14 protein-coding genes and 2 tRNA genes are annotated in these 11,211 nt (G+C 49.6%); 11 read left to right on the top strand and 5 right to left on the bottom strand.

The features are described 5' to 3' along the window. The first annotated feature begins 59 nt into the window (after window positions 1–59). The 3 genes from Q9R25_RS13880 to Q9R25_RS13870 all read left to right on the top strand — a co-directional run bounded on the left by Q9R25_RS13880 (window position 60) and on the right by Q9R25_RS13870 (window position 2,786). Window positions 60–902 carry a GNAT family N-acetyltransferase gene (locus Q9R25_RS13880; RefSeq protein WP_311283301.1) on the top strand — a complete coding sequence of 281 codons (843 nt, stop codon included), beginning with the start codon at window positions 60–62 and terminating at the stop codon, window positions 900–902. Continuing rightward, entirely contained in the window at window positions 902–1,840 is a 939-nt protein-coding gene (locus Q9R25_RS13875; protein ID WP_074034846.1) for a coiled-coil domain-containing protein, read from the top strand. Before Q9R25_RS13880 ends, Q9R25_RS13875 begins: the two co-directional genes overlap by 1 nt. A gap of 304 nt (window positions 1,841–2,144) precedes the next feature. Next, complete coding sequence (locus Q9R25_RS13870; RefSeq protein ID WP_311283300.1) at window positions 2,145–2,786, top strand: uridine kinase family protein; 642 nt, start codon at window positions 2,145–2,147, stop codon at window positions 2,784–2,786. Here Q9R25_RS13870 and Q9R25_RS13865 read toward each other — a convergent pair. Beyond that, complete coding sequence (locus Q9R25_RS13865; RefSeq protein WP_159563387.1) at window positions 2,771–3,553, bottom strand: sporulation protein; 783 nt, start codon at window positions 3,551–3,553, stop codon at window positions 2,771–2,773. The two genes, Q9R25_RS13870 and Q9R25_RS13865, sit on opposite strands and share 16 nt — an antisense overlap. A gap of 139 nt (window positions 3,554–3,692) precedes the next feature. Here Q9R25_RS13865 and Q9R25_RS13860 point away from each other — a divergent pair. The 7 genes from Q9R25_RS13860 (at window position 3,693) to Q9R25_RS13830 (ending at window position 7,130) form a co-directional block, all read left to right on the top strand. Then, window positions 3,693–3,769: transfer RNA gene (locus Q9R25_RS13860), tRNA-Met, on the top strand. A 25-nt stretch (window positions 3,770–3,794) separates the two neighbouring features. Continuing rightward, a tRNA-Met gene (locus Q9R25_RS13855) sits at window positions 3,795–3,871 on the top strand. Window positions 3,872–3,973: 102 nt separating this feature from the next. Continuing rightward, complete coding sequence (gene tsaE, locus Q9R25_RS13850) at window positions 3,974–4,423, top strand: tRNA (adenosine(37)-N6)-threonylcarbamoyltransferase complex ATPase subunit type 1 TsaE (protein WP_015880566.1); 450 nt, start codon at window positions 3,974–3,976, stop codon at window positions 4,421–4,423. Beyond that, on the top strand, window positions 4,420–5,076 hold the full coding sequence (gene tsaB, locus Q9R25_RS13845; protein WP_311283299.1) for a tRNA (adenosine(37)-N6)-threonylcarbamoyltransferase complex dimerization subunit type 1 TsaB: 657 nt from the start codon (window positions 4,420–4,422) through the stop codon (window positions 5,074–5,076). Before tsaE ends, tsaB begins: the two co-directional genes overlap by 4 nt. Next, on the top strand, window positions 5,069–5,530 hold the full coding sequence (gene rimI / locus Q9R25_RS13840) for a ribosomal protein S18-alanine N-acetyltransferase (protein ID WP_074034834.1): 462 nt from the start codon (window positions 5,069–5,071) through the stop codon (window positions 5,528–5,530). The genes tsaB and rimI overlap by 8 nt, the downstream gene beginning before the upstream one ends. Further along, window positions 5,527–6,549 carry a tRNA (adenosine(37)-N6)-threonylcarbamoyltransferase complex transferase subunit TsaD gene (gene tsaD, locus Q9R25_RS13835; protein WP_074034832.1) on the top strand — a complete coding sequence of 341 codons (1,023 nt, stop codon included), beginning with the start codon at window positions 5,527–5,529 and terminating at the stop codon, window positions 6,547–6,549. The genes rimI and tsaD overlap by 4 nt, the downstream gene beginning before the upstream one ends. 14 nt (window positions 6,550–6,563) lie before the next feature. Then, window positions 6,564–7,130, top strand: a complete 567-nt coding sequence (locus tag Q9R25_RS13830) for a hypothetical protein (RefSeq protein ID WP_074034830.1) — start codon at window positions 6,564–6,566, stop codon at window positions 7,128–7,130. A gap of 9 nt (window positions 7,131–7,139) precedes the next feature. On the opposite strand, the gene Q9R25_RS13825 is transcribed toward Q9R25_RS13830, so the two are convergent. Continuing rightward, window positions 7,140–7,613 carry a flavodoxin gene (locus Q9R25_RS13825; RefSeq protein ID WP_311283298.1) on the bottom strand — a complete coding sequence of 158 codons (474 nt, stop codon included), beginning with the start codon at window positions 7,611–7,613 and terminating at the stop codon, window positions 7,140–7,142. A 73-nt stretch (window positions 7,614–7,686) separates the two neighbouring features. Beyond that, on the bottom strand, window positions 7,687–8,670 hold the full coding sequence (locus tag Q9R25_RS13820) for a zinc-binding dehydrogenase (protein WP_311283297.1): 984 nt from the start codon (window positions 8,668–8,670) through the stop codon (window positions 7,687–7,689). Window positions 8,671–8,783: 113 nt separating this feature from the next. Between Q9R25_RS13820 and Q9R25_RS13815 the strand changes: the two genes are divergently transcribed. Further along, entirely contained in the window at window positions 8,784–9,647 is an 864-nt protein-coding gene (locus Q9R25_RS13815) for a LysR family transcriptional regulator (protein WP_311283296.1), read from the top strand. Window positions 9,648–9,673: 26 nt separating this feature from the next. Here the strand turns inward: Q9R25_RS13815 and Q9R25_RS13810 are convergent, their stop codons facing one another. Continuing rightward, a complete protein-coding gene (locus tag Q9R25_RS13810) occupies window positions 9,674–10,837 on the bottom strand; it encodes an iron-containing alcohol dehydrogenase (protein WP_311283295.1) in 1,164 nt (387 codons plus the stop codon). A gap of 3 nt (window positions 10,838–10,840) precedes the next feature. Then, complete coding sequence (locus tag Q9R25_RS13805) at window positions 10,841–11,134, bottom strand: putative quinol monooxygenase (RefSeq protein ID WP_159563391.1); 294 nt, start codon at window positions 11,132–11,134, stop codon at window positions 10,841–10,843. Window positions 11,135–11,211: the final 77 nt, after the last annotated feature.

Below are 11,211 nucleotides of genomic sequence, written 5' to 3'. Positions count from 1 at the left end.
GTTTCTTTGAAACTTTATCCCTTCTTTTTCGTACTAAGTATGAGAAAGAGGGGATTGTTTTGTATATTCGATTAGCCACTTTAAAAGATGTTTCAGGGATTACGAAAGTTTCAACTGCAAGTTTTCAACAAGAAGCACTTTCTTTGCAATTGTCTGAGAGAGATTTGAATGTTGAACCACCGGAATACGATCTCGAGGCGATGACACAATATATGATTGAAGAGTTAACATGCTATGTCATTGAGCAGGACAAACACATCGTTGGGGCAATCGTCTTAACCCTCACTGGTGATGACTATGCACGAATCGATCGTGTTTTTGTACATCCTGATAGGCAAGGGCAAGGAATCGGTAAAGCGTTAATTCAATATGTAGAAGCTCAATCTCCGCATGTACGGATTTGGGAGTTGGAAACATCGACACATCAAACAAGAAACATTCGTTTTTATAAACAATTAGGATTTCAAGTCGTATATGAATCAGAAGATGAGGTATGTTTCGTCAAACGAACAAAAGCAAAACCGAGTACGCATTGCTTTGAAGAACAGTCATGTGAAGGTTGGCAAGCGTACGGGGTAAACGCGAGCTTTTTGGCGGTCACAAATAGTAATGTCTCGTCACTTGCTGCGAGCAACTGTAATTTCAGTCAAAGCCTTTTTCGGAACATCAATTTCCGGAATAGTACGTTCAGTGATTTAAATTTGACAGGCTCGCGATTCAATTTTGTGACGATGCAAGAGAATGGACGTACTGTTCAAATGCATCATTCGAATCTGAGAGGTGCTACATTTAATCAATGTGACCTGACGAATGTCACGTTGACAGGATGTGATGTCGAAGGCATGACGATAAATGGCGTTCCAATCGACACTTTAATCAGTACAAAGAGAGGGGAAACATAATGGGAAATTTTCAGCAGACCCAATTAGACTTACAACAGCGTATCGCAGAGCGTGATCGACTTGTTCGTAAGCAAGAGATACTAAACAAACAGTTGAACGAGCATGAGGCGGTGCGGAAGGCACTACTCAACACATTCACGAAAGAACAACGTGATGTGTATGACCTTGAAGAATTCTCGCTCGTCAACACATGGCGAAAGTTACGAGGCACGTTTGATGAACAACGGACAATCGAAATGGAAGAGGCTGCTCGCGCTGAACTGAAATTACGAGAACACGAGGCGATGATTGACGAATTGACGCTCGAACATCGAGAATTACAAGAACAGCTCGAGGTTTATGAGGGCATCGACGCTGAGTGGGAGACCTTCTTAGAAACAAAAGAATCCCATCTTGCGAAAGATCCAGCTATTCGCCGAGACCTACACCATCTCACGAATCAACAAGCCGAAACGAATGAACTTCTTATCGAGTATCGGGAAGCCATCGTTGCCGGTAAGGCGGCGCGATCAACGATTGCAAAAACACTCAAACATCTAGATAGTGCGAAGGGGTGGTCGACGTATGATACGTTCTTCGGGGGTGGCTTGATTGCTACAGCAATGAAACATGAGGCGCTAGATGCTTCCGAGCAGACGATGCACGAATTACAATCTGCGTTAGAGCGTTTCTCCCGTGAATTAGCGGACGTGCAAGGTATTGTTCAGGAGTTGCATGTCGATCGAGGTTCACTCATTCAGTTCGCAGATTACTTTTTGGATGATATTTTTTCAGAATGGACGATGCATGGACGAATCAATGATTCCTTAGATCAAGTGAACGGACTGGATAAGGAAATCAGTCAGCTGATTGCTCGTATGACGAGACAAGTGGAAACGTTAGAACAGAAGCTTGACGAGACTGAAGAAAAAAGAAGACAGCTCATCCTGACACGATGAGCTGTCTGTCATTATATTTATAGTAAGGGTTCTTTTGCTTAGTTCAAGGAGAGTGAAGAGAAAATGAGTAAAACGATGGTATTTCTTATTAGAGGGATGGCAGTCACCGGGGCGCTATTGATTTTATCGATTCCATTTTTCTTTAGTTCTCCGATATCGACCACTCTGATCATTGTCAGTTCGATTTCGTTGATTGCCTTTGTGATGTTTACTGTTTCAGCAATCAGGCTTCGAAAACGGATAGAGGATGAATGACGTGTATTTGTTTTTCTGAAACAACAAAATTACCAAAAGGGAGAGAATCATGGAACAACTGATTGAGGGTATCGTACAAAGCGTGAGACCGGATCAACGAACGCTGATTGCTATCTCCGGACACGGGGCAGCCGGAAAATCGACGTTGGCAGAAAAATTACGGGAACGACTCGGTGATATAAACCTGTTTCACACAGACCCGTATATTACAGATTCACAGTTGCGGAAACAAACGATCCTCACGTATCAACACGATGGAACGACCCATCAGTATAAGATGACGGCGTGTCATCCGGCCGCACATCATCTGCTCTCACTCGAGCGAGATGTCCGTATGATTCGGGAAGGGATTGGGTTTTATACGATTGATGTCCCCTATTTAGAGCGGACATGGATTGATCCGGAGAAGCCAATCACGATTATTGAAGGGATGAGTGTCGCATTCCTGGATCTTTCATCTTTTGATCAATCGATTTATCTCTACACAGACGGGGAGACTGAGTTCAAGCGACGTTCGCATCGTGATATTCAGGAACGGGGTATGGAGCTGGACTACTTACACGCTTCACATGTAGAGCGACGTCTGCAATATGAATTGTTCATGCATCCGTATCGCCACCACTTTCAAACTATCGTCAATACGAGTAAGGATGGAATTCTAATTGAAAAAACCGCTCACGAGGAGCGGTGACTGCGTAACGTATCTTGAATGCCGAGACCGAGCTGTTCCTGTTCGCGCTCGAGCTGCTCCCAGGTGAGGGAACGATGACGCAATTCGACGTCGGTCGCCATCGATTCGAGCGTTCGCTGGGTCTCGATGTTGTCGAGCCAGTAGTAGAGGTCGATCCCGTCTTCATGTAAGCGCCAAAACGATTTGACGACCTCGAACTCATCGGCCCATTCTCCGACCGGCTTGAATCCATACTTTTCAACGAATGGATACGGACGTTCTTCCCCGAGCGGGTCGATTACGTTTCGGACGAACATCGGCTCAAGTCCAGCGTGAGCGGTCGCATCGAGTAATCGTTTCAGTTCAGGCATCGGTTCGATTTCGATGTGTTCGATTACATCAAACCAAACTCGTTTGATGTCCTTGTCCCACAATGTAGCCTCTATACTATACGGGGCGCCGGCAGAAGAGGGTGCGTACATCGTCAACTCGAATGAAAACGGAACGTCCTCTTTCGCTCCAGGCTCTAATACAAGCGATAGTGGAATCGGGACTTCTTGAATATCAGCTTCTCGATTGAACTCGTTTCCTTCCATGGTGATGTCTTTGAACGTCGTCAAGAAGGTCAGGGTGAGTTCCTGTAATCGAACGACATTCGTTGTCGGGTTGGAGACGTGCAACGTACCCGTCACGGTCTGCTTCGGAATGAGTGCTGCCGGGTCAAACGTGATCTCGGCTTCGATCTCCGAAAAGAACCATTTCTTGAATCGATTTCCCCATTTGGACATGGCGGTCGCGCCCCTTTTCTCTAATAGTTTATGCTGTTATATCTGTTCCCGATTCCATTTTTGAAAAAACATTAAGAAAATGGTTGCTTTTTATAACTGTCTCGCTTATTATAGAGGATGTCGAAACAATTCAAACCATCGCGGGGTGGAGCAGTCTGGTAGCTCGTCGGGCTCATAACCCGAAGGTCGTCGGTTCAAATCCGGCCCCCGCAACCAATTTTTATTTAATTTCATATGTCGTCGCGGGGTGGAGCAGTCTGGTAGCTCGTCGGGCTCATAACCCGAAGGTCGTTGGTTCAAATCCAGCCCCCGCAACCAATTTTTAAATGAGATAGCGAAACGATAGCGTTTCGTGTTTTTTTTTGCTTAAAATGAAGTGTACAATGAGTACGTATGAGAAGTGAAAAAGGAGAACCATTCATGTATACATTGATTACGCATTCTGCGGCGGAGACGCAGGCGGTGGCAGAACGTTTGGCCACACTCGTCGAAGCAGGGACGGTCATCACGTTAAACGGTGACCTCGGTGCCGGCAAAACGACGTTCACACAAGGGTTCGCAAAAGGACTCGGTGTCACGCGGAACGTCAACAGTCCGACCTTCACCATTATGAAACAATATAAAGGGCGATTGCCGCTCTATCATATGGATGTCTATCGTCTCGAAGATACGGGGGATGACATCGGTCTTGAGGAATATATCAACGGTGATGGTGTCGCCATCGTCGAGTGGTCGAACTTGATCGAGTCCTCCCTCCCGGAAGAACGCTTGGCCATCACGATTGAACGGGTCGGCGACGAAGAACGTAAACTGACACTTGCTCCGACGGGTGAGCGTTACGTTCAAATCGCCAAGGAGGTGCTCGCATGAAGCAATTGATGATTGATACGGCGACGACACGTTTGTCAGTCGCGTTAAGTGAGGCTGGAGAGATTCAAGCCGAAGCGACGGTAATGGTCTCAAAAAACCATGCGGTCACACTCATGCCGATGATTGAACAGCTCATGGCAGCGGTCAAGTGGACACCGAACATGCTCGAACGCATCGTTGTCACGACAGGACCCGGGTCGTACACGGGAATTCGGATTGGAGTGACGACAGCGAAGACACTCGCCTATACGCTCAATCTTCCACTCATCGGTGTATCTGCCCTTCAGCTCATGGCAGCGGCCCCGAATACCGATTTGCCGGTCGTTTCATTGATTGACGCTCGCCGTGGCAACGCGTATATCGGATATTATCAGCACAACAAAGCACTAACGCATGATCAGCACGCCTCGGTCGCAGATTGGTTGCGACTGAATAGTCAAGGGCGCTTCCTCGTTGTCGGAGACGTGGAACCGTTCCGTGACGTGTTAAGTGAATATGACTATATCGAGGCACCGGCTGCCCATCGATACGGGCGTGCGAGTGATTTGGTCGTCTTCAGCGATGAGACGAGCGATGTTCACTCGTTTGAACCGGAGTATTTGCGACTCGCCGAGGCGGAAGCGAAATGGTTAGAGGGACAAAACAATGGCTGACGTGAAAATTCGTCGGATGACGTGGCTTGATGTCGAGGAAGTGACGAAAGTCGAAGAAGCGTCGTTCGCCATCCCGTGGACAAAAGAGGCGTTCATGAATGAGATGCTTCGAAATGAACAGGCCATTTACTTTGTCGCGGTCCATGACAAACGGGTCGTCGGGTTTGTCGGCGTTTGGACAATCGTCGATGAAGGACATATCACAAACATTGCCGTCTTACCTGAGTTTCGTGGACAGGGCATCGGCAATCAATTGTTAGCGGAACTTGTCGCGTTCGCCAAGTCAAAAGGACTCGTCGGATTGACGTTAGAAGTCCGCGTGTCGAACGTTGGCGCGCAAAAACTATATGAACAGTTCGGTTTTATGCAAGCCGGTCGGAGAAGACGCTACTATCAGGATAATAATGAAGACGCCTATATTTATTGGGCGAAGTTAGGAAGTGAGTCAGAATGAACACATCACTGATTCTCTCGATCGAGTCGAGCTGTGACGAGACGTCTGTTGCGCTCGTCAAAGACGGAAAGACGTTATTGTCGAACGTCGTCTCTTCTCAAATCGAGAGTCATAAACGATTTGGTGGCGTCGTCCCTGAAGTGGCGTCTCGTCATCATGTGGAGCGCATCACGTACGTGATTGACGATGCATTGAGTGAAGCCGGCGTGACGATGGAAGACGTCGATGCGGTCGCGGTCACACAAGGACCGGGTCTCGTCGGTGCCCTTCTCGTTGGGATCAGTGCGGCCAAGGCGTTGGCATTCGCCCATCAAAAACCGCTCATCGGTGTCCATCATATCGCCGGACACATTTACGCGAACGAACTTGTCGAAGAGATGCAGTTTCCGCTCGTCTGTCTCGTCGTTTCAGGGGGACATACAGAACTCGTCTATATGCCAGAACATGGTGTCTTCGAAGTCATCGGGGAGACACGTGACGACGCGGCAGGTGAGGCGTACGATAAGGTTGCGCGCACGCTCAGTCTCCCATATCCGGGAGGTCCTGCGATTGACCGCCTGGCAGCGGTCGGGGAAGACACGTACAACTTCCCACGCGTTCGTCTCGAACCGGGTAGCTTTGATTTCAGTTTCAGTGGCTTGAAGTCATCGGTCATCAACGCCGTACACAATGCGGAACAACGTGGAGAGACGGTCATCCCTGAAAACTTGGCGGCGAGCTTCCAGGCGAGTGTCGTCGAAGTGCTCGTCGAGAAAGCGATTCGTGCCGTGAAGGAAAAAGGGGCGAAGCAATTGCTTGTCGCGGGTGGTGTCGCGGCGAACCGTGGCCTCCGCACAGCGCTTCAAGAAGCTGCTACAGCTGAAGGAATTCAACTCGTCATTCCACCGCTTGACCTCTGTGGGGACAATGCGGGCATGATCGGGGTGGCGGCACATCACGCGTATGTGCGCGGTAAGCGCGATACACTAGCGATGAACGCGGTTCCTGGGTTATCCTTAGAAGAGAGCATGACAGTCTAGGGGGAAATAGAGACATGACGAAACGCATCATCATCGGAGGGCTAATCGTACTACTCGTCGTTGCGACGTTCTTACAAGTACGTGAGATCATCCGCGCTTACAATATCGCCTATCAAGAGGAGATTGTTCCAGAAGAGACACGAGTGAAGTCACTCACTGGAGAAGAGGCATTAGAAGGTATCGGTCGCGTGACCGGAGAGAATACGCTCATCAAGTCACTATATGGCTACACAAGTGTCGTCGATCAAGAGCCGGAGCGTGTGATCGTCGTCGATCGCAATCTCGGGGTACAACCAAAAGCGAGCGATGCTTATTATGAAATCGAGCGGGGTCGCGAGGCAACAGAAGAAGAAGCGGCGAAGTTTGATGATTTGATCGAGGAGCTCGACGAACAGCAACTGTTCGCACAAGTCATTTCGACGCATGAAGCACGCTATGTGACGAATGGCGAAAAGCCGATGACGTTCTATAAAGTGTTCACACGTGACGTCGACACGAACGAGGCTGTCTTCTTTATCGCTGAAGACGGGACGAAGCTCGACTTCCATACAATCGGATTCCAACCACTGCGTTACTTCTAACAAAAAGGTTCAGCCACGAGGCTGAACCTTTTTGAGTGCTTCAAGTTGTTGAAGGAATGTATGGGCGAACGCGAGACATGCTTCCTTTTTTTCATCCGTATCCGGGTCGAATTCAATCTTGAGCGCAGGAACAAGAATGTTCGCACCGGCAGTTTGAAAGGCTTGCTCGACGGTATCGACGGCTGCACAATATTTGGGATAATCCGTGTCCCCTGAACCGAAGGCGGCACACGGCAAACCGTTTAGCGACGATTCTTCCAAATCATATACGAAATCCTCGGCCTCATACGGAACATCTCCGTCTCCCCACGTATACGTACCGAGTATGACTGCATCATATTCGGCGAATTGCTCGATACGTAAGGATTCCAAATCGTCAGATATCGATACATCGTGTCCTGCGTCCTGCCATGTATGTCGAATCAGATTCGCGATGTCTTCCGTATTGCCAGACATGCTCACGTACCCAATCAATAGTTCCATTGTCATCACCTCAACAACAGACTAATTGAAAATGATTATCAATGTCAATCTATAATTAGCATGACTTTTGTGATTACGCTTTTAGGTTGGCAACAATCTTCCCGACGACGTGTCGGTCTGAGAGTTCGACCAACTTCTTCGGGATGTCCGCGAACGGAATCGTCTCTTGAATCATCGGTTGAATCTCGCCCGCTGCAAGCAGTTCGAGCATGTGCGTGCCGATGCGGACGATGTTCGCCTCGCTCACGCGGTCCTGTTGATGATGAATCGCATTGAGGGCGACTTCATGGTAGGAGATGACACGTGTGAACGGTTTGATGACACTCATGTCAGGGGCTCCGGCGATATGGGCGATATGTCCGTTATAGGCGATGACTTCGAGGGAAGCGGTCGCCGTCTCACGACCGACGGGATCGATGACGGCATTGACACCGTGACCACTCGTCAGTTCCATCACTCGTTGTTGCCAGTCTTCCGTATTGTAATCGATGGCCTCGTCAGCTCCGAGCTGTTTGACCCAGTCATGGTTGCGCGCTGAAGCGGTCGTGATGACACGTTTTCCGAGATACTTCGCCAGCTGAATGGCAAAGCCACCGACACCACCGGCACCCGCGTGAATGAGGATCGTGTCGATCGCATTCATCGGAAGTTTTTCAAAAATGGCTTGGTACGCTGTGAATCCAGCTGTCGGTAAAGCGACCGCATCAGCGAACGAGATGGATTCTGGAATCGGGACGACCATGTGCGCCTTGGCACGTGTGAACTCGGCGAAACCACCCCATTCATTCCAGTTGCTGTGGTAGAGGACGCGGTCACCGACTTGTACATTCGTCACGTCATCCGCGACAGCGGCAATCGTACCCGCGACATCGAGACCGAGGACGTGAGGATATGACCATTCGGGTTTGCCGTTGGTCGCCGTTTTATAGTCGACGGGGTTGAGCCCTGCATATTCTCCTTCAATCAATACCTCACCGGAACGAAGCGTCGGTGTATCGACCTCCTCGATTCGCATCGTCTGCCATGTGTTCGGTTCGTGTAGTAATAAAGCTTTCATCAACTATCCACTCCTTATAAATTTATTTATCGATGTATCCTTTAAACGTTATTTGTCTTATGATTTACTGCCTTTTATACTGAAGATAACGAATACAAAAGGAGTTTACAAAGATGATTGATTTTGAATGGTATCGCAGTTTTATCCACGTGTACCAACAACGTTCCGTGTCGGCAGCGGCGCGTGTCCGCTTTTTGACCCAACCGGCTGTCAGCCAGCATATCGCCTCACTCGAAGCGGAACTCGAGACGTCCCTTTTCACTAGGGCGCCACGTCAGATGATTCCGACGGATGCGGGGAAGGAACTATACACGCAAGTGGTCGGCTTGATCGACCGTCTCGAGGAATTATCGCTTGAGATGAAATACGTCTCAGGGGAGCAACCGCGTCCTGTCCTCAAGTTCGGTGGACCGACCGAGTTCGTCACACATGAGATTATACCCGCTTTGCCGCTTGATGCTGCACAGTACATCGCAGATTTCGGGATGACAGCAGATTTGATCAAACGATTGGCGGACGGGGAGCTCGACTTTGTCATTGCGACGAAGCGGATGGAGGAGCCGGGGATTCAATATGTCCCGATTGCCGACGAATCGTTTTTGTTAGTGGCACCGAACGATTGGGAAGTCCCGACCGACGAGTTAAAAGACTGGATGGACCGTCAGCCGTGGATCAGTTATGGATTGGAGCTTCCCATCATCCGTCGTTACTACCAGACGCAGTTCGGGCAACGCCCAGACATCCGTCCAGAGATGATCCTACCGAACGTCGACGCCATCCTTGCGGCAATCGAATCGAAGTGTGGCATTAGCATCTTACCGAACTATTTGATTCGGCATGCACTCGAGCGAGGAACGGTTCAAGTCGTGGCGCCGGAGCGTTTTGCGACGAATGTCATTTATCTCGCGCATCGGACTGAGTCAAAGCATGACCCCGTCATCAATCAAGTCATCCAAGCGCTGCAGGATGCAAAATGAAGTAGGACCCACGTGGGCCCTACTTTTTATAATGCGTTTTTTAAGATTGCTGATACGTCTTGTTGTCGGAGTGGGACGTACTGGCCAATCTGTTCAGCGACCATCGCCCGTTCTGCCATCAATTCGAGGTGTGTGGCGTCAATCTCATAATAGCTGAGACGTGACGGTGCGCCGATCGATGTCCAGAAGTCTTGTAACGCCTGAACTGTCTCCTCGACGAGCACCTCGTCCGACTTGCCGTTCACGTCAATGCCAAAGACGCGTTCACCGAGTTGAATGATGCGCTCGGGACGTGTCTTCCCGACATAGCGAAGCCATTCCGGGAAGAGAATCGCAAGTCCGCCACCGTGGGGGATATCGTAGACGGCAGAGACCGCATGTTCGATCATATGAGTCGCCCAGTCCGTCTTCACGCCCATCGATAATGTCCCGTTCAAGGCAAACGTTCCGTTCAAGAGCATCGTTTCCCGTGCGTCAAAATCATTCAAGTTTTGAACGAGACGTGGTGCCGTCTCCATCATGGTGCGTAAAATCGATTCACCGAACCGCTCTTGGAGCAGGGCGTTCTCTGAAGCGTGGAAGTATTGTTCGAAGACGTGCGACATGATATCGACGATTCCGTAGACGGTCTGGTTCGCCGGTACACTCAACGTATACGTCGGGTCGAGTACGCTGAATTTCGGGTAAGTGAGGGGAGAGCCGAACGAGCGCTTATCTTGCGCCTCCCAGTTCGTGATGACGGCCCCACCGTTCATTTCCGATCCCGTTGCCGCCAATGTCAAAACGGTCCCAATCGGTAACGCATCTGTGACGGGGACTTGTCGCGTCACGATGTCCCATGGATTCCCGTCATATTTGGCACCGGCTGCGATTCCTTTCGCACAGTCGATGACGCTCCCTCCTCCGACAGCTAGGATGAGATCGATTTGGTGTTCATGCACTAAATCGATTCCTGTTTGAACTGTCGTCAGACGCGGGTTCGGTTCGACACCAGAGAGTTCGACGACGGTTGCTCCCATGTCGGCTAAAAGAGTAGTCACTTCATCATAAAGACCGTTCGCTTTGATGCTCCCTCCACCGTATAAGAGAAGGACGCGGTCCCCGTATTGTGTAATTTCGGTACGGAGTGATTCTAGTTGTCCTTTTCCGAATAAGAGTTTGGTCGGGTTATGATATTGAAAACGTTCCATAGGTTAGTCAACCTCCTTGATTTCTTCTAAAAATTGAACGTCGCGACTAGCGAGAAGCGGCTCTGCTTCTTGGCGATACGTTTGATAGTGGGGTGAGGCGATATGCGTATCGAGTGCCGCCTTGTCGGCCCACTGTTCATAAAAGACGAACGCGTCCGGGTTGCCTTCAACACGATGTAACGTATAGAAGACGCAACCTGACTCGGCGCGTGATGGGGTGACGACTTGACGTAAATGTGTCTCAAGCGCGGACCCGAGACCGGGCTTCGCTTGAATCTGAGCTAAGATGGTAATCATCTTCATTCCTCCTCATCTATAAAACCCGCCTGTTCGAGAACAGGCGGGTCGCTCTCTTTCATCGATTGGCAACGAGA

Source organism: Exiguobacterium sp. BG5(2022), assembly GCF_031844365.1.
GTDB classification, from domain to species: Bacteria; Bacillota; Bacilli; order Exiguobacteriales; family Exiguobacteriaceae; genus Exiguobacterium; species Exiguobacterium profundum.
The sequence above is the reverse complement of the archived record's forward strand: the minus strand, read 5'-3'. Positions and strand labels throughout refer to the sequence as shown.

Excerpts from the sequence above, each read along its gene's own strand:
- Q9R25_RS13875 (WP_074034846.1), top strand. The coding sequence starts at position 902 with ATGGGAAATTTTCAGCAGACCCAATTAGACTTACAACAGCGTATCGCA.
- Q9R25_RS13870 (WP_311283300.1), top strand. The coding sequence starts at position 2,145 with ATGGAACAACTGATTGAGGGTATCGTACAAAGCGTGAGACCGGATCAA.
- Q9R25_RS13865 (WP_159563387.1), bottom strand. The coding sequence starts at position 3,553 with ATGTCCAAATGGGGAAATCGATTCAAGAAATGGTTCTTTTCGGAGATC.
- tsaE (WP_015880566.1), top strand. The coding sequence starts at position 3,974 with ATGTATACATTGATTACGCATTCTGCGGCGGAGACGCAGGCGGTGGCA.
- tsaB (WP_311283299.1), top strand. The coding sequence starts at position 4,420 with ATGAAGCAATTGATGATTGATACGGCGACGACACGTTTGTCAGTCGCG.
- rimI (WP_074034834.1), top strand. The coding sequence starts at position 5,069 with ATGGCTGACGTGAAAATTCGTCGGATGACGTGGCTTGATGTCGAGGAA.
- tsaD (WP_074034832.1), top strand. The coding sequence starts at position 5,527 with ATGAACACATCACTGATTCTCTCGATCGAGTCGAGCTGTGACGAGACG.
- Q9R25_RS13830 (WP_074034830.1), top strand. The coding sequence starts at position 6,564 with ATGACGAAACGCATCATCATCGGAGGGCTAATCGTACTACTCGTCGTT.
- Q9R25_RS13825 (WP_311283298.1), bottom strand. The coding sequence starts at position 7,613 with ATGGAACTATTGATTGGGTACGTGAGCATGTCTGGCAATACGGAAGAC.
- Q9R25_RS13820 (WP_311283297.1), bottom strand. The coding sequence starts at position 8,670 with ATGAAAGCTTTATTACTACACGAACCGAACACATGGCAGACGATGCGA.
- Q9R25_RS13815 (WP_311283296.1), top strand. The coding sequence starts at position 8,784 with ATGATTGATTTTGAATGGTATCGCAGTTTTATCCACGTGTACCAACAA.
- Q9R25_RS13810 (WP_311283295.1), bottom strand. The coding sequence starts at position 10,837 with ATGGAACGTTTTCAATATCATAACCCGACCAAACTCTTATTCGGAAAA.
- Q9R25_RS13805 (WP_159563391.1), bottom strand. The coding sequence starts at position 11,134 with ATGATTACCATCTTAGCTCAGATTCAAGCGAAGCCCGGTCTCGGGTCC.